Source organism: Mesorhizobium alhagi CCNWXJ12-2 (genome assembly GCF_000236565.1).
Taxonomy (GTDB): domain Bacteria; phylum Pseudomonadota; class Alphaproteobacteria; order Rhizobiales; family Rhizobiaceae; genus Allomesorhizobium; species Allomesorhizobium alhagi.
Map to the genome: position 1 here is coordinate 14864 of NZ_AHAM01000050.1, position 21326 is coordinate 36189.

The 21326-nt window shown below is 63.6% G+C and carries 14 protein-coding genes and 2 pseudogenes; 13 read left to right on the top strand and 3 right to left on the bottom strand.

The features are described 5' to 3' along the window. Positions 1-37: 37 nt before the first annotated feature. On the bottom strand, positions 38-346 hold the full coding sequence (locus tag MAXJ12_RS07270; protein WP_008835157.1) for a hypothetical protein: 309 nt from the start codon (positions 344-346) through the stop codon (positions 38-40). A gap of 281 nt (positions 347-627) precedes the next feature. On the opposite strand from MAXJ12_RS07270, the gene MAXJ12_RS07275 reads away from it, so the two are divergent. Together MAXJ12_RS07275 and ptsP are read left to right on the top strand one after the other, a co-directional pair. Next, complete coding sequence (locus MAXJ12_RS07275) at positions 628-1881, top strand: aspartate kinase (protein ID WP_008835158.1); 1254 nt, start codon at positions 628-630, stop codon at positions 1879-1881. A gap of 81 nt (positions 1882-1962) precedes the next feature. Next, the gene (gene ptsP, locus MAXJ12_RS07280) at positions 1963-4233 is read left to right on the top strand and encodes a phosphoenolpyruvate--protein phosphotransferase (RefSeq protein WP_008835159.1); all 2271 of its coding nucleotides are present in this window, start codon (positions 1963-1965) and stop codon (positions 4231-4233) included. 55 nt (positions 4234-4288) lie between these two features. Here the strand turns inward: ptsP and MAXJ12_RS07285 are convergent, their stop codons facing one another. After that, the gene (locus MAXJ12_RS07285) at positions 4289-5338 is read right to left on the bottom strand and encodes a LysR family transcriptional regulator (protein ID WP_008835160.1); all 1050 of its coding nucleotides are present in this window, start codon (positions 5336-5338) and stop codon (positions 4289-4291) included. An 849-nt stretch (positions 5339-6187) separates the two neighbouring features. Between MAXJ12_RS07285 and MAXJ12_RS07290 the strand changes: the two are divergent. The 11 genes and pseudogenes from MAXJ12_RS07290 to MAXJ12_RS07330 all read left to right on the top strand — a co-directional run. Then, positions 6188-8062 (top strand): annotated as a pseudogene (locus MAXJ12_RS07290) (beta strand repeat-containing protein); the annotation flags it as partial. Then, positions 8017-8142 (top strand): annotated as a pseudogene (locus MAXJ12_RS38700) (hypothetical protein); the annotation flags it as partial. The pseudogenes MAXJ12_RS07290 and MAXJ12_RS38700, both read left to right, overlap by 46 nt. A 105-nt stretch (positions 8143-8247) precedes the next feature. Then, positions 8248-9192: a calcium-binding protein gene (locus MAXJ12_RS37545; RefSeq protein ID WP_157999625.1), complete on the top strand. Its 945-nt coding sequence runs from the start codon at positions 8248-8250 to the stop codon at positions 9190-9192. A 564-nt stretch (positions 9193-9756) separates the two neighbouring features. After that, positions 9757-10350, top strand: a complete 594-nt coding sequence (locus MAXJ12_RS38705) for an acyl carrier protein (protein ID WP_040585269.1) — start codon at positions 9757-9759, stop codon at positions 10348-10350. Then, positions 10337-11539, top strand: coding sequence for a lysophospholipid acyltransferase family protein (locus tag MAXJ12_RS07300; RefSeq protein WP_050898798.1), 1203 nt, complete (start codon positions 10337-10339; stop codon positions 11537-11539). Before MAXJ12_RS38705 ends, MAXJ12_RS07300 begins: the two co-directional genes overlap by 14 nt. A 246-nt stretch (positions 11540-11785) precedes the next feature. Next, positions 11786-13555, top strand: a complete 1770-nt coding sequence (locus tag MAXJ12_RS07305) for an SLC13 family permease (RefSeq protein WP_008835161.1) — start codon at positions 11786-11788, stop codon at positions 13553-13555. Between the two features lie 179 nt (positions 13556-13734). Next, positions 13735-14811 carry a peptide chain release factor 1 gene (gene prfA / locus MAXJ12_RS07310; RefSeq protein WP_008835162.1) on the top strand — a complete coding sequence of 359 codons (1077 nt, stop codon included), beginning with the start codon at positions 13735-13737 and terminating at the stop codon, positions 14809-14811. A 170-nt stretch (positions 14812-14981) separates the two neighbouring features. After that, on the top strand, positions 14982-15863 hold the full coding sequence (gene prmC, locus MAXJ12_RS07315; RefSeq protein WP_040585271.1) for a peptide chain release factor N(5)-glutamine methyltransferase: 882 nt from the start codon (positions 14982-14984) through the stop codon (positions 15861-15863). 286 nt (positions 15864-16149) lie between these two features. Beyond that, positions 16150-16950, top strand: coding sequence for a DUF4167 domain-containing protein (locus MAXJ12_RS07320; protein ID WP_139043817.1), 801 nt, complete (start codon positions 16150-16152; stop codon positions 16948-16950). Positions 16951-17148: 198 nt separating this feature from the next. After that, positions 17149-19758: an ATP-dependent chaperone ClpB gene (gene clpB / locus MAXJ12_RS07325; protein ID WP_008835165.1), complete on the top strand. Its 2610-nt coding sequence runs from the start codon at positions 17149-17151 to the stop codon at positions 19756-19758. A 108-nt stretch (positions 19759-19866) separates the two neighbouring features. Then, complete coding sequence (locus MAXJ12_RS07330) at positions 19867-20283, top strand: endonuclease domain-containing protein (protein ID WP_008835166.1); 417 nt, start codon at positions 19867-19869, stop codon at positions 20281-20283. Positions 20284-20632: 349 nt separating this feature from the next. Here the strand turns inward: MAXJ12_RS07330 and MAXJ12_RS07335 are convergent. Beyond that, the coding region (locus tag MAXJ12_RS07335; RefSeq protein ID WP_008835167.1) for an arginine deiminase family protein at positions 20633-21326 on the bottom strand (694 nt) is incomplete at its 5' end.

The window sequence follows — 21326 nt, forward strand, 5'->3', positions numbered from 1 at the left end:
CGGCGCATTCGCCTGACGCCGGAGCGCCGCGCGCGCTTCAGATGCCGGAGCCGTCGATCTGGATCTCCTCGCCCTCGTAGGGTTCGGGTATGGAAAGCGGCTCTCGGCCGGGACTGGGCGTGGGCAGCGGCATCCAGCAAATCAGCTCCGGTTCGGCATAGCCGATGATCGCACCGGGCGTGGAATCGGCGGCGCGCCAACCCTCCATGCCGAACTGGTCTGAACGCGCCCAGTAGACCACGTCGACATCGGCCGCGCCTTGCTCGACAGGCCTGACCGTCGCCAGGAACCGGCTGCCGTCCCTTGGCGCGGTCGACATGTGCCGCCACTTGTCCGTCAGGTCCATGGGTTTCCTCCCTGCGCGCATTGTTGTGCGCGAAAGCGACGATGGTCAATGCGGGGACCGCTGCCTTTGGCGGCGAAATGCCATGTTGTCGCCCGGAGCGGCTTTCGACGGTATCGGCGGAGAGGCCGCGCAATACCCCAGGGGAGACAGCACGCTTCTTGCGGAAGCATGGGTATTTGGATAAGGAGGCCCGCGACTTCCGCACCGGGCTTCGGTGCGGTTTTCTCCGTTCAATCCCCCAGCCTCAGGCCTGGGCATCCGCGAAAAGGCATCAAGTCTTCATGGCGCGCATCGTGATGAAATTCGGCGGAACCTCCGTCGCCGACATCAGCCGCATCCGCAATGTGGCGCGCCATGTCAAACGCGAGGTCGACGCCGGCCACGAGGTCGCGGTGGTGGTTTCGGCGATGGCCGGCAAGACCAACGAGCTGGTCGCCTGGACGCGCGAGGCCTCGCCCATGCACGATGCCCGCGAATATGATGCCGTCGTAGCATCGGGCGAGCAGGTTACGGCCGGGCTCCTGGCGATTGCGCTGCAGAATATGGGCGTGCATGCGCGCTCCTGGCAGGGCTGGCAGATCCCGATCAGGACCGACAACGCCCATGGCGCCGCGCGCATCCTCGACATTGACGGCTCTTTCCTGATCACGCGCTTCGGCGAGGGACAGGTTGCCGTGGTCGCGGGCTTTCAAGGCATCGGGGCGGACAATCGCATCGCGACCCTCGGCCGCGGCGGCTCCGACACGTCAGCGGTGGCGATCGCGGCGGCGGTGAAGGCCGACCGCTGCGACATCTACACCGATGTCGACGGGGTCTACACGACCGACCCGCGCGTCGAGCCGAAGGCGCGGCGACTGGCGAAGATCTCCTTCGAGGAAATGCTCGAAATGGCCTCGCTCGGCGCCAAGGTGCTGCAGGTGCGCTCGGTCGAGCTTGCAATGGTGCACAGGGTGCGCACATTCGTGCGATCGTCCTTCGACGATCCGGATGCGCCCGGCATGGGGGATTTCGACAATCCGCCCGGAACGCTAATTTGCGACGAGGATGAAATCGTGGAACAGCAGGTCGTCACCGGAATTGCCTACGCCAAGGACGAGGCCCAGATATCGCTGCGCCGCGTCGCGGATCGCCCCGGCGTCGCAGCCGGCATCTTCGGTCCACTGGCCGAGGCCAACATCAATGTCGACATGATCGTCCAGAACATTTCCGAGGACGGCTCACGCACCGACATGACCTTCACCGTGCCTTCGGGTGACGTCGACAAGGCGCTGGCCGTGCTCGGCCGCATAAAGGAAACGGTCGGTTTCGACGTTGTCCAGCACGACGAGGGCATGTCGAAAGTGTCGGTGATCGGCATCGGCATGCGCAGCCATGCGGGCGTCGCCGCCACCGCCTTCAAGGCGCTGGCCGACAAGTCGATCAACATCCGCGCCATCACAACGTCGGAAATCAAGATATCGATCCTGATCGACGGACCTTATACGGAACTTGCGGTTCGTACTTTGCATTCCGTCTACGGTCTGGATAAGCAATAGTTAGACTAGTTTTGCGGTCTCGGATTCGCCGGCGCGTCGTGGAGGCTGCGCCGGAGCTGAGGATTTTGGAGACGATGCCTGATGCGTGACCTGGCCGGCGGCCCGCGCGTTCTGTTGAAACGGCTCCGCGAGCTCATGGCGGAGCCGCTGGAGCCGCAGGAGCGGCTCGACCGCATCGTCCGCGACATCGCCAAGAACATGGTCGCGGAGGTCTGCTCGCTCTACATACTGCGCGCCGATTCGGTGCTCGAGCTCTACGCCACCGAAGGCCTCAATCCGGGTTCGGTGCACCTTGCGCAATTGCGCCTCGGCCAGGGCCTTGTCGGCACCATCGCCGCGAGCGCGCGGGCGCTAAACCTGTCGGACGCGCAGGAGCATCCGGCCTTCACCTACCTCCCGGAAACCGGGGAGGAAATCTACAATTCGTTCCTCGGCGTGCCGGTCTTGAGGGCAGGGCGCACGCTCGGCGTGCTGGTGGTGCAGAACCGTACCCATCGCCATTACCGCGAGGACGAGGTCGAGGCGCTGGAGACCACGGCGATGGTCATCGCCGAGATGATCGCCACCGGCGATCTCGCGCGGCTGACGCGGCCGGGGCTGGAACTCGATCTGCGCCGCCCGGTGAGTTTCCAGGGCCTGTCCTTCAACGAAGGCGTCGGCCTCGGCCATGTCGTGCTGCACGAGCCGCGCATCGTCGTCACCAACCTGTTCAACGAGGATAGCGACGAGGAGATCGGCCGTCTCGAGAACGCGCTGTCCTCGCTCAGGCTCTCCATCGACGACATGCTGTCGCGCCGCGAAGTGGCGTTCGAGGGCGAGCACCGCGAGGTGCTGGAAGCCTACCGCATGTTCGCCAACGACCGCGGCTGGGTGCGCCGCCTCGAGGAGGCGGTGCGCAACGGCCTGACGGCGGAGGCGGCGGTCGAGAAGGTGCAGAGCGACATGCGCGCGCGCATGCTGCACATGACCGACCCCTATCTGCGCGAGCGGATGAGCGATTTCGACGATCTCGCCAACCGGCTGCTGCGCCAGCTCATGGGCCGCTCGCCCGACGACATCGCCTCGTCGCTGCCCAAGGACGCGATCATCGTGGCGCGTTCGATGGGGGCGGCCGAACTGCTCGACTATCCGCGCGAGAAGCTGCGCGGGGTGGTGCTGGAGGACGGGGCGATCACCAGCCACGTCGTCATCGTGGCGCGCGCAATGGGCATACCGGTGGCGGGCCAGGTGAAGGGCGCCGTCTCCATGGCGGAGAATGGCGACGCCATCATCGTCGACGGCGACGAGGGCTCGATCCATCTCCGGCCGCAGGCGGATCTGGAAGCCGCCTATGCCGAGAAGGCCCGGTTCCGCGCGCGCCGGCAGGAACTCTATCGCGAACTGCGCAACAAGCCGTCGCTGACCAAGGACGGCGTCGCCATCGACCTGATGATGAATGCGGGACTGGCCGTCGATCTGCCGCAGCTTGCCGAAGCGGGCGCCGCCGGCATCGGGCTATTCCGCACCGAACTGCAGTTCATGGTGGCCTCGACCTTCCCGCGCGCCGAAGCGCAGGAACGGCTCTACCGCGACGTGCTCGATGCGGCGCGGGGCAAGCCCGTGACCTTCCGCACCATCGACATCGGCGGCGACAAGGTGCTGCCCTACTTCAAGGCCTCGGTGGTCGAGGAAAACCCGGCGCTCGGCTGGCGCGCAATCCGCCTGACGCTCGACCGGCCGGGCCTGCTGCGCTCGCAGATACGCGCGCTGCTGAAGGCTGCGGGCGGGCGTGAACTCAGGGTCATGCTGCCGATGGTGACCGAACTCGGCGAGATCGCGCAGGCGCGCGAGATCATCGACCGCGAGGTCCGGCATCTGTCGCGCTTCGCCCATCACCTGCCGACGAGCCTGAAGCTCGGCGCGATGCTGGAAGTGCCGTCACTGCTCTGGCAGCTCGACGAATTGATGCAGGCGGTGGACTTCGTCTCGGTCGGATCGAACGACCTGTTCCAGTTCGTGATGGCGACGGACCGCGGCAACACGCAGCTCTCCGACCGCTTCGATCCGCTGTCGGTGCCGTTCCTGCGCGTGCTCAAGCATGTCGCCGATGCCGGCCACCGCACTCACACGCCGGTGACGCTGTGCGGCGAACTCGCCGGCCGCCCGATCTCGGCGATGGCGCTGGTCGGGCTCGGCTACCGCTCGATCTCGATGTCGCCGGCCTCGATCGGCCCGGTCAAGGCGATGCTGGCCGAACTGCCGCTCGGCGAACTCAAAGCGTTCATGGCCGACAATCTGGCCGGATCAGCGGCCAACCTGCCCATGCGTGCGCTGCTCCACACATTCGCCGACGATCGCGGCATCCCGCTTTAGGTGAGGAGCAGACGGTCCGGAGTGACCGCTGGCGGCTCATTGCGGAAGAGCCCTTTTAAGCGCGATACGATACACGAAAGCTGTCGGACGGACTGGCTTCGACACCTGCGGCTCCCTGACCGGAACTAACTGGCCAACCGACGGAAAGCGCAGCGCTAGTTCGCATGCGCATCCTCGCCTCGAAGTCGTCTCGAACCCGCACCATTTGCCGGCGCAGCCATTGGTGAGCGAGATCGCCATTATGGCGGGCGTGCCAGAATACGTTGATGTTCGTTGCCGGGAGCGGTACGGGCGATTCGTAGATTTTCAGCCCCAGATGCGTCGCCATCAGGTCAGCAAATTGGCGCGGAACAGTGGCGAGGTGTAGAGAATTGGCTGTTGCGATGGCAACGCCGAGCGTATGCGGCAGGATCAGCGTCACATGGCGCTTGCGTCCCACCTTGGCGAGCGCTGAATCCACTACACAGTTCACCATACCGCTGGACGATCTCACCACGTGATGCAGCTGGCAAAACAAGTCCAGGGGAATCACCTCGCGCGGGGCAATGCCTGCCGCAGCAATTCCAGGGTGCTTGGCTGAGGCCACGACGACATAGGGCGCGGACAGCAGATGCATGCTGGAGACCCAATCGGGGACATCAAGTTCGCCTTCCAGGGCAATGTCGACAGCGCCTTCCTGGAGCAACCTCTCGGCATTTCCCCAAGCGTTGTCGACGAGTTGAAGCGAAATACCCGGTGCTTCCTCCGCGAAGCGCCTGGAAAGCGCGGGCATCATCATCAAAGAGAACACATCCGAACCCAGAAACGTGAAACGTCGCTGGATGGTCGCGGGATCGAACTGCTTTCGGTTGCGCAAGGCGAACTCGATCTTGCCCAGCGCCTCACGAGTGGATGAACCGAGTTCGAGTGCCCGAGGAGTGGGTATCATGTCGTTGCCGCGGCGGATGAAGAGCTGATCGTCGAGAATTTCGCGCAGCCGCTTGAGCGCTGCGCTGACAGCAGGCTGGCTAAGCCCGATCTGGTCGCCGGCACGCGTGACACTGCGTTCGCGCATCAGCGCGTCGAAAACCCTGAGCAGATTCAGATCGAATCCGTTGAAGTTCATGTTTCATGCCCCCGCAAGGCAGGCCGGCTCGGCCGGTTGCAAACGCCGGCTATTTCCGCACGCCTTGTAACCGCACGATGTCGCGCGGTAGAGGTTCCGGTTACAGTTCCGTGAATCCGCAAATTTCGCCACGGGATCTAGCGCTCGTCTTCCGCCGTCCGCGTGAACTGGACTGTGGGCGCGTGTTCTTGTCGACGAGGGCCGTACCCAATCTGCCCGACAATGAACGATAGCGAGATCACTGCCACATCGACGCCAGTGCAAGCTATCCAAACGTGCAGTCACTCATCGGGGCTACGAACAATGCGCCAGTTGCGCGACAATTGCCAATGGCGCTTTTGCATGACGCCAAAGAAAAAATCCCGACAGTTGTACGAGCTGTTCCCTTTCCCCGCTCGATGTCGCTCGAAGCAGCACATCGGGGCGAATGGGTCTGGCGCTGTACCTGCATTGAGCGAACTGTATTTGTTCCGTGAATGGAAGCCATACCAATATTTAATTTCACAAGTTTCGTATCAGTTCATAAATGGCACTCCCGTTGCGGCTCCAGATGGAGAATCGAAGAAATGCGAAATGTCGCGAAAGCGGCGGCGTGGTTTGTGATTGCCCGCCACCGGATCGCACGGCGCCGCAGACGCGAATGAGTGGGTGCAACTGAATGACATACCAGGCTGAAGGCTAAGAACTGTTCAGCCTTTCCAAGGACGGGCCCCGCCTGCGGCAGGGTCAGTCGTCCCTTCACCGGCCGCGCCGACAGCAGGGCCGGGCCAGCACGAAACGACTTAACCAGGCTGCCTCGCTGGAGCGAGGCGGGTACGAAATTTTGCGTCATCACGGAGGTAACGAACGATGGCAAATATACCAGGAACAGATACAGCCGATACGCTTTTCGGGACCACGGCTGCGGATGTTATCACCGGCGGCTTGAGCGATGACTTCATCCTGGCGTCTTCGGGAAATGACACCGCATCGGGCGGATTCCAGAACGATTTCATCTCCGGGGATGACGGCGCCGACGTGCTGAACGGCAATTCCGGCAGCGACAATATCGATGGCGGCGCGGGCGCCGATACGATCAATGCCGGTACCGGTGACGACAGGATCAATGTCTTCGACCTGGCGAATGGCAACGGCGATATCGTCGATGGCGGTCTCGGCTTCGATACGCTGATGGTCAACTATGGAGACCAGGCGGCGCGGGTCGTGTTCACCGCAGCGGATCCGATTGCGCAATCGACCGTCTTGGGGAACATCAAAGTCATCAATGTCGAGCAATACCAGATAATGGGCAGCAACTTTAACGACGTCCTCACCGGCGGCCGTTGGGATGACACGCTGGATGGTGGCGCCGGCAACGATTACATCAAGGGCGGCATCGGTAACGACGTTCTGATCGGCGGCGATGGCGCCGACACTTTGAACGGCGACAACGGTAATGATCTTGTCATGGGCGGGCTGGGCGACGACACGCTCAAGGGTAGCTACGGCAGTGACACAATCATGGGCGATGTCGGAAACGACCAGATCTACGGAGAGTACGGCGACGATTTCCTGATGGCCGGCGCCGGCAACGACACGGTCTCGGGTGGAGACGGCAACGACTTCCTGCAAGGTGAGGCAGGCGACGACAACATCGACGGCGGCAACGGCAATGACAACCTGTACGGCAATGCCGGTATCGACATCATCAAGGCCGGCGCCGGCAACGATATAGTCGGTGTGGTGATCGGCGAGGGCAAGGATACGATCGACGGCGGCCTCGGCACAGACGTGCTCGTGGTCAACAAACTGGCGGGCACCTTCACCGCCAAGGCCTCTACCGTCACCAACACGCTCTCGGATGGTTCCACCCTTATCGGAATCGAAGCCTACTGGCTCGACAGTGGGTCGGGCTCGATCAGCGCCGATAATTGGACCGGGTGGGACGGCAACGACCAGATGACGAGTTGGGGCGGCAACGACACGCTGTCGGGCGGCAAGGGCGACGATATCCTTGATGCCGGCATAGGTGTCGACACGGTGAATGGCGGCGACGGCAACGATACGATCTCGGTCGGCAATGGAGGCAAGGATACCATTACCGCCGGTGCGGGCGTCGATTCAGTCTCGATCATGCGCAACGACACCGCCGCCGCGGTGACCTTCTCGATCACCGGGAACATGGGCACGCTCAGCGACGGCACCACCGTCACCGACGCCGAGCACTACACGATCCATTCCGGAGCGGGCAACGACGTGCTTACCGCCGGCGCCGCCCTGTCGGTCAATTTCTCCGGCAATGCGGGCTATGACAGGCTGACCGGCGGCAGCGGCAACGACACGCTCGACGGCGGGGCGGGCAACGACGTGCTTATTGGCGGCGACGGTAACGACGTGATTACCGACAATTTCGGCGGCAACACGATCAGGGCCGGCAACGGCCAGGACGCCGTGAGCCTCGAGATCACGGCTGGTACGGCCGCCAACTCGATCCTACTGGATGCCGGTCATGATACCGTAAGCATCAACTATTCCGGCGGCAGCACGGCCGGGACATTCACGGTCGACGGCGGCACGGGCATTGACACCGCCTCCGTCAGCCGATCGCAAACCACCAAGAACCTGACCTTCGTTCTATCGCCCAACGCGGTGCTTACCAATGGCGACGTGACCTTGAAGAACGTAGAGAAGGTCCAGATTTGGTCCGGTTCGGGGGCCGACAATCTCACTGGTGGGATATATGTCGACCTGTTTCACGGCGGTTCGGGCAACGATACGCTGAAGGCCTTGGCGGCAATGACACTCTATACGGCGGCGCGGGGATCGACCTGCTCGAAGGCGGAGACGGAAACGACATACTCCAGGCGACCTACGACACTCAGTTCGACGCCCATGCGGACAAGCTCTATGGCGGCGCCGGAGACGACCAGTTGCGCATCAACCATGGCGATTTCGCCGATGGGGGCACCGGCAGCGACCGAGTTTATGTGGATCTTTCCAACCAGGCCACCGGTGTGAGCTTCACCTTCACGAACGACACTGTTGCGGTCAATTCGGTCACCACGTTCACGGCCGCCGAAAGCCTGGAATTCTACGGAACCAGCGGCAATGATACCGTGACGGCAAGCGCCCTCAATGACGTGCTCATGGGCAACAATGGCAATGACACGCTGCGCGGCGGTGCCGGTAACGACATCCTTCACGATGGCGCTGGCAGCGACAAACTCTACGGCGACACGGGCAACGACACGCTGGTCCGCAACGTGGAGACCGGCGTCGACATCTTCGACGGCGGCGCCGGCATCGACACGCTGAAGTTCAACTTCGAGTCCGAAAGATCCGTCATTCTCGATCTGGCCAACAACGCCAACAATGCCGGCATGGCCAAAGGCCTGACGGTGACTGGCGTCGAGATCGTCTACGGCAGCGACCTGGACGACGACATCCGCGGCACGTCCGCCAGTGAGACCTTCTTCGGGGGCGAAGCCGACGACTTCCTCTTCGGTGGCGCGGGGAACGACGTGCTGGAAGGCGGAGCAGGGGGCGACCTGCTGGAGGGCGGCACGGGCAACGACCAGTTTGTCTTCCGTGAGGATGGCTTCGGCACCGGTGACCAGATCGTGGATTTCACGCGCGGACAAGACAAGCTCGTCATCGACCGCTCGGACTTCGGCATGGCGGCAACCGGCAATCCGGGATTCGTGGTGGGCGCCGACCCGCTCACTTCGGGAACCGGCCCGCAATTCGTGTTTGAATCGGACAACGGTCGGCTCTGGTACGACCGCGATGGGACCGGCAACAACTTTGATGCCGAGCTCATCGTGACGCTGACCGGCAACAATGCGCTCGCGCTCAGCGATTTCCTGTTCGTGTGAGGTTGTCGATGCCCCGCCGATATGTCGGCGGGGCAATTCTCAGCGAATTGAAAACTCTGTGATTTCTCCGCCGATCATTGCGGACGGTAGTTACTCATCCGATCCGCGTGGCTCCAATGTCGCCAATCTCGAACTGATCGACGGCTGGCCTTGTGGGGACGCGCCCGACCAATATAGCCGGTCCGGCGGCCAATTTGCCGATGCGGGCGCTGCTTCACACTTTCGCCGACGACCGCGGCATCCCGCTTTAGGCGACGGGCGGAAGGTCCGGGTGACCGGTGGCGGGCCAAAGGCGATAAGGCGATGGGACGCGTGAAATTCATGATTGCTGAGCAAAGCTGACATTGAAATTTGGCAGGGTCGGTTCGGGTGCGCCAGATCCAGCGCCGTTGCTAAGCCACCGCAACGCCATAGTTAATTACAATGGCTTCCCGCCCGCCACGGCTTCAATCCGCATCGACGCCAACCGAAAGGGACGACTTGATTGCGCTGACAGTGCGCTGATCGCGTCAACGTCCAATTGCCTGAAGCCGTTAGCGTTGCGGCGTGGGAACGGGCACGAAGATGGTTTCCACGACCGATGACAACAGATCACGCGATGACGTGAAATCACGCGAGGGCGACCTGATCGCCGTGGTGCGCGAGTTCGTGCACGAGCTTCAGCCGCAGCGTGCAAACGCGATCGACATCTCGCCGTCGAGCCGGATCGAAAGGGATCTCGGCATCGATAGCCTTGGTCGGACGGAGCTGGTTCTGCGGATCGAGCGCGCGTTCAGGGTGCGGCTGCCTGCTCAAATCGTTGGCGAGGCGGAAACGATCGGCGATCTGATCGATGCTCTCGAACACGCCGGCGCGCGGCCAGGCTCGGCCCGCACGGCGCAGCCAGCCGTTGACCTTCCTCCCGTTCCAGCGGCCACAGAGGCAAAGACACTCGTCGAGGTTCTCGACTGGCACGTGGCGCAGCATCCCGATCGCCTGCACCTGACGGTCCTGCAGGACGACACGACGGCATTGGGGGCAATGACCTACGCGGACCTGGCGCAATCGGCTCGCGCCGTCGCCGCCGGCCTGATCCGCCGCAATGTCGAGCCGGGCGATCGCGTCGCTTTGATGCTGCCCACGAGCCTCGATTTCTTCTCCGCATGTGGCAAGCGGTGATATCTACATCACCGGCCGGGTGAAGGACATCATCATCCGCGCCGGGCGTCACATCTACCCGCAGGAGATCGAAGAGGCTGTCGCGGGCATCCCCGGCGTACGCAAGGGAGGCGTCGTCGTGTTCGGCGCCACCGATCAATCCACGGGAACGGAGCGTGTGGTCGTCGTAGCGGAAACGCGCGAGACAGACGAATCCGCCCGCGCGCAGTTGCAAAAGCGAGCTCATGAGGTCGCAACGGATATCGCCGGGACACCTCCCGACGATATGGTCCTCGCGCCGCCGCGGGCCGTGCCGAAGACATCCAGCGGAAAGATTCGCCGCAGCGCGGCCAAGGAGCTTTACGAGAGCGGGACGATCGGAGCGCCGCAACGCTCGCTCTGGTGGCAGGTCTTGCGGCTGTCGCTTGCGGGAGCCGGCCCGCAACTGAAGCGGCTGCGACGGTTTCTCGCCGACCTTCTCTACGCTGGATGGTGGTGGATCGTCGTGGGCTGCAGCTTCCTGCTGGCATGGCTGGCGGTGATGCTTCTGCCGCGACTCGACTGGCGCTGGGCCGCGGCGAGGAAGATCGCCCGTGCCGCGCTCGCCCTCGCCGGCGTGACCATCACGGCGAGCGGCATCGAGCACATTCCACGCCGCAACGCGATAGTCGCATTCAACCATTCGAGCTACATGGACGCCCTGGTCCTGGCTGCGGTTCTGCCGGGAGAACCAGCTTTCGTGGCCAAGAAGGAACTGGCGGGACAGGTCTTTGCCGGGCCCTTCCTGCGCCGCTTAGGCACACCGTTTGTCGAGCGCTATGACGTCAAAGGCAGCCTTTCCGACGCCGAATCCCTGACCAGGATCGCCCGGCAGGAACGCATTCTCGTCTTCTTCCCCGAAGGCACGTTCACGCGCAGACCAGGGCTCTCCGCCTTCTATCTCGGAGCTTTCAAGATCGCGGTGGACGCCAACCTGCCGGCGCTGCCCGGCATCATCCGCGGAACGCGATCCATGCTGCGCGGCGACCAATGGTTTCCACGGCATACGCCGGTCACGATCGAGATCGGCGCTCCCATTGCGCCGTCCGGAACCGATTTTGCAGCTGTACTGCGTCTGCGCGACGCAGTACGCGAAGCCATCCTGGCGCGCTGTGGCGAACCGGATCTCGGCGAGATGGTAAAGCCGGCACCGCCCGAGGCCGGAGCCTGACGGGACCGGAAGTTCCACAAAGCGGCGCCGGTGACGCTGTGCGGCAACTCGCCGGACAGCCGATCTCGGCTACCGCATCGAGGAGGTGGCGCGGCTATTCATCCCGCACCTTCCGCGGGTAAGGAGCGGATTCCTGTCAGTTTCGGGTGAATCTGGTAACAAGGTTTATCGCCGCTGTGATGGCGTCGCATTGTAAAGCTACAACCTGCACGAGGTTGGAGGGCTCGAATCGAGGGACGGTTTCACATGACGGGTGAGCAAGTTTTCATCTTCGCGCTTCTGGGCGCGGTTCTCGCCATGCTGGTTTGGGGCCGCATCCGCTATGATCTGGTCGCCTTCGGCGCGCTGATCATCGCCGTTCTCGGCGGTGCGGTCACGGCCGAGGCTGCGTTCGAGGGCTTCGGTCATGAGGCCACCATGATTGTCGCACTGGTGCTCGTCATCTCGCGCGCCATGATCAACGCCGGTGTGGTCGAGTTGATCGCCCAGCATCTGGTAAGTGCGAAACGCGCGCTTCCCCTTCACATCACGATCATGTCGGTGATCGGCGCGGCGCTTTCAGCCGTCATCAACAACGTCGCCGCCATCGTGGTTCTCATGTCGCTCGACATCGAGGCGGCCAAGAAGGCGTCCCGCTCGCCGTCGCTCTCGCTCATGCCGCTGTCATACGCGACGATCTTCGGGGGCATGGTGACGCTGATCGGGACGCCATCCAACATCGTGATCGCACAGTTCCGCGAGAGAGCGCTCGGCGAGCCATACACCATGTTCGATTTCACCCCGGTAGGGCTTGTCTGCGCGGTGGTCGGCATAGCCTTCGTGGCGCTCGTAGGCTGGAGGCTCATCCCGCAGAGAAACGAAAGGACCGGGGCGGGCGCGGCCGAGAGCGACCTGTTCGTAGCCGAGGCGCGGGTTCCGGAAAAATCGACCACGATCGGGAAAACGCCCTCTGATCTTTACGAACTCAGCGACGAACACGACGTGACAATTCTGGGACTTGTGCGGGGTGAAAAGCGGCTGCCCGGCTTTGCAGCGGCGACCGAAATCCACAAGGGAGACCACCTTGTGCTCGAGGGCGATCCCAAGTCCATCGAGGCCTTCATCGGAGCGGCCAAGCTGGCAATTTTGAAGCAGGACAAGCAGGACGGTCTCACCGGCAAGACGATGTCGCTACTCGAGGCGATCGTGCCTGAGGGTTCACGCGCCATCGGCCGCAATATGCACGACATGCGGTTGCGTTACCGCCGCGGGGTCAGCCTGCTCGGCATGTCGCGCAACGGAAAGCGATTCAGGGAAAGGGTGGAGAAACTGACTATCAGGCAGGGTGACGTGCTCCTGCTGATCGGGCCGGTCGACCTCCTGGACGATGCGGCCGATTGGCTTGGCGTCCTGCCGATCGCTGACCGTAGCCATACGGTTATCCAGCGCCGCAAGGCGCTTCTGGCAATCGGTATTTTCGCGGTCGCCATCGCCGCTTCGGTCGCCGGCCTGGCTTCACTGTCCATCGCGCTGGCTGGCGCCGTAGCTCTGTTTGCCCTGGCAAACATTGTAACGCCGTCGGACGTGTACGGCGCAGTGGAATGGCCAATCATCGTGCTGCTCGGATCGCTCATTCCGCTCGGGACCGCATTCGAAAATGCCGGAGGCACGCAACTGGTCACCTCCGCCATAATAGGCCGGACCGAAGGGCTGCCCGTCTGGCTCATCCTCGCCGTCGTCATGGCGGTGACCATGGTGCTTTCGGATTTTTTGAACAGCATAGCCACGGCGCTGATCGCGGCGCCGATCGGCGTCGGTGTCGCACAATCGCTTGGCGTGTCGCCGGACCCCTTCCTGATGGGCGTCGCGGTCGCGGGAACCTGTGGATTGCTGACGCCGATCGGTCACAAGAACAATGCCATCATCATGGGACCGGGCGGCTACCGGTTCAGCGACTATTGGCGGCTGGGCCTGCCGCTTGAGCTCATAATCATCGCTGTCGCCGTGCCGACGCTGCTTTTCTTCTGGCCGCTCTGAGCATCGATATCCGCGATTTGGCTTTTCACGCGGGGCGGCCTGAGTTTCCGGAATCTCCCTCGATGCTGCCTCGGGCCGGCAGCCGTCTTCCGGCGAGATTGAGCTTTTTTGCGATCTCCGATATTGGCAGCCCTCCTGCCGGCCTCCTACATGCTGGCCAGAAGGCAACAAGGCATCAGATGATTTCCCTACCCCGCGACCGCATGGATCAAGTCGTCAAGCGTTTCGAGATGCTCGAAGCGCAGATGTCGGCTGGGCCGGATGCCGACGCCTATGTGAAGATGGCTTCGGAATATTCCGACATCCAGGACATGGTGACGAAAATCCGCGAGCTGCGCGCCGCCGAGCAGGAGGAGGCCGACCTCCAGGCGATGCTGGCCGACAAGGGGACCGACGCCGAGATGCGCTCGCTCGCCGAAGCCGAGCTGCCGGCGGTGGAGGAGCGCATCGAGGCGCTGCAGAAGGACATCCAGATACTGCTCCTGCCCAGGGACGCGGCCGACGAGAAGAACGCCATCCTCGAAATCCGCGCCGGAACCGGCGGCGATGAGGCGGCGCTTTTTGCCGGCGATCTGTTCCGCATGTATGAGCGCTATGCCGCCGCGCGCGGCTGGAAGATGGAAGTGGCGTCGGCCAGCGAGGGCGAGGCCGGCGGCTATAAGGAAATCATCGCCACCGTGTCGGGCAGAGGCGTCTTCGCGCACCTGAAGTTCGAATCGGGCGTGCACAGGGTCCAGCGCGTGCCCGAGACCGAGGGCAGCGGGCGCATCCACACGTCGGCCGCGACGGTCGCGGTGCTGCCCGAGGCGGAGGAGGTCGACATCGAGATACGCTCCGAGGATATCCGCATCGACACGATGCGGGCGTCGGGCTCCGGCGGCCAGCACGTCAACACCACCGATTCGGCCGTGCGCATCACCCATCTGCCCACCGGCATCATGGTGGTGCAGGCCGAGAAGTCGCAGCACCAGAACCGCGCCCGCGCCATGCAGATCCTGCGCGCGCGGCTGTTCGACATGGAGCGGTCGCGGGCCGACACCGAGCGGTCCGAAAGCCGCCGGCTGCAGGTCGGTTCGGGCGACCGGTCCGAGCGCATCAGGACCTACAATTTCCCGCAGGGGCGCGTCACCGACCACCGCATCAATTTGACGCTCTACAAGCTCGACCGGGTCATGATGGGCGAACTCGACGAACTCGTCTCGGCGCTGATCTCCGACCACCAGTCGAAGCTGCTTGCGGATATAGCGGAAAAATGACGCGTGATGTGCGCCCCCTCCACCGCCTTCGGCGGTCCCCCTCCCCCGTAAACGGGGGAGGATCAACGCCGGCGACGCCGGCCGCAACCTCGGATCCTCCCCTGCGAAGCGGGGGAGGGGGACCGCCCCCCGGGTCCGGCCAGAGGCCGGCCCGAGGACAGGCTCAGGCGGTGGAGGGGGCAACTACTTTATCCGAACTTTTGCGCTTCGCCCGCAGCCGCCTGACCGTCCCTTACATCGACGATCCGGCGCTCGAAGCCCGCATGATCGTCGAGCACTTTTCAGGCGCCAGCCGCGCGGAAGCAATTTCTTCGCCGAATCGCCTGATTCCGGCCGAAGCGCTTGCCGCCATCGACGCGGCGTTAAGGCGCCGGCTTGCGCATGAACCTGTCCACCGCATCTTCGGCCATCGCGAGTTCTACGGCCTCGACCTCCTGCTTTCGCCCGAGACGCTGGAGCCACGGCCGGATACCGAAACGCTGGTCGAGACCATGCTGCCCGTTATTTCCGAGACCGTTGCGCGTAAGGGCGAATGCCGCATCCTGGACCTCGGCACCGGTACCGGCGCAATCGCGCTCGCGCTGCTGAGCGAGGTCGAACGGGCGCTGGCGACCGGCGTGGACATTTCCGAGGATGCGCTTGAAACGGCGGCGCTGAATGCCGGGCGAGTCGGGCTTGGCGAACGCTTCACGCCGCTCCGTTCCGACTGGTTCGCAAATATTTTCGAACGATTCGATGCAATCGTCTCGAACCCTCCCTATATACCTGCCAAGCACATCGACAATTTGCAGGCGGACGTGCGTGATTTCGATCCGCGCAGAGCGCTGGATGGCGGCGAAGACGGGCTCGATGCCTATCGCCTGATATCGGAAGGCGCGCACCGCTGCCTTGCAGCCGGCGGAACCATCGGCGTTGAAATCGGTTATGACCAGAAGGACGCCGTAACGGGCATTTTCCAACGGGCAGGCTACCGGTTGATAAAAGCCGTGCGGGATATCGCGGGAAACGACCGCGTCCTTATGTTCCAGGAAAGCAGACCGGAAGACGCTTAAAAAAGCCTTGGCAATGATGGCGAATGCAGCTAGGGTCGAACTACCGGATGAGACGAAGCAGGCAGTGCTGTTACCAATTCGGTTCCCTTTTTCAACAAGCTGCCTTCTTGCGTGAACGACGCTTTAGCTTCGTACGGGGATCGCCCGGCAAGTGACAGAGACCGGAATGGGATGGCACGTGACGCCAACGCAATCGATGCGGGCGAACACCGTCGGAAAAGTACGAAACGGCTGGCTGCCGAGGCGCCCCCGTTCGTGAAATGTATTTCAAATTGAAGAGAGTCGGATGAGGCCACAACAGCAGAACAGGCGCATGCGCGGTCGCGGCAATAATGGCGGCGGCAACAACAACAATCCCAACCGCAAGGGACCAAATCCCCTGACGCGCAATTACGAGAGCAACGGACCGGACGTGAAAATCCGTGGGTCCGCTCAGCAGATCGCCGAAAAATACACCACGCTGGCCCGCGACTCCCAGAGTTCCGGCGACCGCGTGATGGCGGAGAACTATCTCCAGCACGCCGAGCACTACAATCGCATCATCGCAGCCGCCCAGGCGCAGATGCCGATCCAGCAGGTGCAGCAAAATCGCGACGATTTCAGCGACGACCAGGACGAGGATCGCGATGAGCTCGAGAATGCCGGCAATGCGGTGAATGTCGCGCCGGCCAACGTCTCCAACGAGGCTCAGTCCCAGCCCGCTCCGTCGCCTGTCGCGCCGGTGAGCAATGGTTCGGGCCCGCAGCCGGTCATCGACGGCACGCCCGCCGAGGTAGCCCTGAATACGGAATCCACCGGCGCGCCGAATGGCGGCGGACGCCACCGCGAGCGTCGTCCGCGCCCGCCGCGCCCCGAGGCCAGCCCCGCGGCCGAGGCCGCTGCTCCCGACGCTTCGCAGGCAGACGGGAACGGCGACGAAGGCGAGCAGAATGCGGCTCCGCGTCGCGGACGCCGGCCGCGCCGCGGCGAGCGCCGTCCCGAACAGGCCGCGGAAGCGGGCGGCAATGAACCCGCAGGCGATGCCGGCGAGGCGACGCCCGCAGTGGAAACCTCCGGCGACACGGCCCTGACGCCTGTCGAGAGCTGATTTTCGCAACGGACAGATTGACGTGGATTGTGCGGCGGGGACGAAAGTCTCCGCCGCATTTTATTGCGTTCCGCCGATCTTGAGGGAAATCGACGCGCGCCCCATATCCTTGCCATAGTGAGCCTGGCTCGAAGAGCAGGCTCGTCACCCAAAGCCGATCCGGCGCCGCAAAGCGGGCCGGTTAGGAAGGAGACATAAATGGACATTGAGAAATATTCCGAACGCGTGCGGGGCTTCATCCAGTCCGCCCAGACGATGGCGCTTTCCCGCAACCACCAGCAATTCACGCCCGAACACATCCTGAAAGTCCTGGTCGACGACGATGAGGGCCTGGCCGCCTCGCTGATCGAGCGCGCCGGCGGCAGCGTGCGGGACGTCAAGCTCGGCGTCGAAGCCGCGCTGGAAGCCATGCCGCGCGTCGAGGGCACCAACGGCCAGCTTTATCTGGCGCAGCCTCTGGCCAAGGTCTTTTCCACGGCTGAAGAGCTGGCGAAGAAGGCCGGCGACAGCTTCGTCACGGTCGAACGCCTGCTGACCGCGCTGGCGGTCGAGAAATCCGCCAAGTCCGCCGAGATCCTGTCCAAGGCCGGCGTCACCGCGCAGGCGCTCAACCAGGTCATCAACGACATACGCAAGGGCCGCACCGCCGATTCGGCAAGCGCCGAGCAGGGCTATGACGCGCTGAAGAAATACGCGCGCGACCTGACCGCCGACGCCCGGAGCGGACGGCTCGACCCGGTCATCGGCCGCGACGACGAGATCCGCCGCACGATCCAGGTCCTGTCGCGCCGCACCAAGAACAATCCGGTGCTGATCGGCGAGCCCGGCGTCGGCAAGACGGCGATCGCCGAAGGCCTGGCGCTGCGCATCGTCAATGGCGACGTGCCGGAATCGCTGAAGGACAAGAAGCTGATGGCGCTCGACATGGGCGCGCTGATTGCCGGCGCCAAATATCGCGGCGAGTTCGAGGAGCGGCTGAAGGCGGTGCTGTCGGAGGTGACCAGCGCCAGCGGCGAGATCATCCTGTTCATCGACGAGATGCACACGCTGGTCGGCGCCGGCAAGGCCGAGGGCGCGATGGACGCCTCCAACCTGCTCAAGCCGGCGCTGGCGCGCGGCGAACTCCATTGCGTCGGCGCGACCACGCTCGACGAATACCGCAAGCATGTCGAGAAGGACGCAGCACTTGCCCGCCGCTTCCAGCCGGTGTTCGTCAACGAGCCGACGGTCGAGGACACGGTCTCCATCCTGCGCGGCCTCAAGGAGAAATACGAGCAGCACCACAAGGTGCGGATCTCCGATTCGGCCCTGGTGAGCGCCGCTACGCTTTCCAACCGCTACATCGCCGACCGCTTCCTGCCCGACAAGGCGATCGACCTTGTCGACGAGGCGGCGTCGCGGCTGAGGATGCAGGTCGATTCGAAGCCCGAAGCGCTCGACGAGATCGACCGCCGCATCATGCAGCTCAAGATCGAGCGCGAGGCGCTGAAGGTCGAGACGGACGAAGCGTCGAAGGATCGGCTCAAGCGGCTGGAGAAGGAACTGACCGGGCTGCAGGAGGAATCCGACTCCATCACCGCCGCCTGGGCGTCCGAGAAAGCAAAACTCGGCCTCGCCGCCGACCTCAAGCGCCAGCTCGACGAGGCCCGCAACAACCTCGCCATCGCCCAGCGCAATGGCGAGTTCCAGACCGCGGGCGAACTCGCCTATGGCCGCATCCCCGAGCTCGAGCGCAAGCTCAAGGAAGCCGAAGCGCATGACGGCGTGACCTCGATGGTCGAGGAGACCGTCACGCCCGACCACGTCGCGCACATCGTCTCGCGCTGGACGGGCATTCCGGTCGACAAGATGCTGCAGGGCGAGCGCGACAAGCTCCTCCGCATGGAGGACGAGATCGCGACCCGCGTGATCGGGCAGGGCGAGGCGGTGCAGGCCGTGTCGAAAGCCGTGCGACGGTCCCGCGCGGGTCTGCAGGATCCCAACCGGCCGATCGGCTCGTTCATGTTCCTCGGCCCCACCGGCGTCGGCAAGACCGAACTGACCAAGGCGCTGGCCGCCTTCCTGTTCGACGACGAGAACGCCATGGTGCGCATCGACATGTCGGAATTCATGGAGAAGCATTCGGTCGCGCGCCTGGTCGGCGCGCCTCCGGGCTATGTCGGCTACGAGGAAGGCGGCACGCTGACCGAGGCGGTGCGGCGCAGGCCCTATCAGGTCGTGCTTTTCGACGAGATCGAAAAGGCGCATCCGGACGTGTTCAACGTGCTCCTGCAGGTGCTCGACGACGGCCGGCTGACCGACGGGCAGGGCCGCACGGTCGACTTCCGCAACACGCTGATCATCATGACCTCCAATCTCGGCGCCGAATATCTGGTGGCGCTGGGCGAGGGCGAGGACGTCGACAAGGTCCGCGACGAAGTCATGGCGGTGGTGCGGGCGTCGTTCCGGCCGGAATTCCTCAACCGCGTCGACGAGATCATCCTGTTCCACCGGCTGCGCCGCGAGGACATGGGCAAGATCGTGCAGATCCAGCTGAAGCGGCTCGAAAGGCTGCTTTCCGACCGCAAGATCAGCATCGCGCTCGACCAGGACGCGATCGACTGGCTGGCCGCTAGGGGTTACGACCCCGCCTATGGCGCGCGGCCCCTGAAGCGCGTCATGCAGAAGGAACTGCAGGACCCGCTCGCCGAGCGCATCCTTCTGGGCGAGATCCTCGACGGCTCGACCGTAAAGGTCACCGCCGGCTCCGACCGGCTGAATTTCCGCGCGAAGGCGGGGGAACCGGCGGAGACGGAGAAGGCGGCATAAGGCGCTTCAGGACTTGGGTTCCTCGCGCCGAGCTTGCAGCCGGCTCTCCTCTCCCCCATACTTCATGGGGGAGAGGTGGCCCGAAGGGCCGGTGAGGGGGCTTTTTTCTTGCACGACGCAAAGCCTACCCGGACCCGCCGCAAGTCCGGCACGACCGAACGCGCAAGATCCCTTCGCAAAGGCGACAATCTGGCCGAGGGCCGGCTGTGGATCGAGTTGCAGGACCGCAAGCTCGGCGGCCACAAATTTGTCCGGCAGTTTCCCATCGGACCCTATTTCGCTGATTTCGTTTGCCGCGAACGTCGCCTCGTCGTCGAACTCGATGGAAGCCAGCACGCAGACAGCGAATATGACCGAAGGCGCGACGAATTCATGCGTAGTGCCGGCTATTCGGTGATCCGGTTATGGAGCCATGAAGCACGGACCCAAACGGCAGCGGCCTGCGAAACTATCCTTGCTGCGCTCAACGGACGGCTCCGAGGGGAAACCATTGCGACCGATCTCAGATTTTATCCCGCAACATAGTAAGTAGCCCCCTCACCGGCCCTTCGGGCCACCTCTCCCCCATGAACGATGGGGGAGAGGAGCGGGGTTCCCCGGCGGGCGCGAAGCGAAGCCATTTGGCAATCCAGGTGAGATGTGAGCGGCGCTTCAGCACTTGGGTTCCTCGCCCCGCTAAGCGGGGGAGAGGTGCCGACCCGGGCTTGATCCGGGGGAGACGGAGAGGGGAAGAGAACGAAACGCCCCGTCGCAAGCTGGGGGATTTTTGTTTGGTGGCTTTGGCAATCTCCAGATGGTGAGAGCCAGGAAGCGCCCGCTTCGCGCCTCATCGAAGGCGATTTTGAGCTCGCGCCTACGGCAGCATCCCTTCCTACTAGTAGTCCACCGGGTCGCGAATGATTGGGCAGGTCATGCAATGGCCGCCTCCGCGCCCGCGGCCGAGCTCGGATCCGGAGATTGTAATCACTTCGATGCCCGCCTTGCGCAGGAGCGTGTTGGCGTAGGTGTTGCGATCATACGCGAAGACCACGCCGGGTGAGACGCAGACGAGATTGGCGCCGCTGTCCCATTGTGTGCGCTCGCGCATGTAGTCGCTGCCGCCGGTCTCGACGACGCGCATCTGCTTCAGCCCCAGCGCATCGCGCACCGTGTCGACGAAGCTTCCCTTGTCCTTGTGGAATTCGAGCCCGCCCTTGCCGTCGGGGCGGTAGGAGAACGCCTCGATACTGTTGACGATATCGGGATAGATCAGCACGCAGTCGCGATCGGCAAAGGTGAATACGGTATCGAGATGCATGGCCGCGCGCAACTTCGGCATGGCAGCAACGATGACGCGTTCGGCCACCCCTTTCTCGAACAGAGCCGCGGCGACCTGGCCGATCGCCTGGCGCGACGTGCGCTCGCTCATGCCGATGAGCACATTGCCCCTGCCGATCGGCATGACGTCTCCGCCTTCGAACGTGGCCAGGCCATGGTCGTGGATGGGATCGCCCCACCAGACGTTGACCTTCCCCGCGAAATCCGGGTGGAACTTGTAGATCGCCGCGGCCAGTATCGGCTCCCCCTGG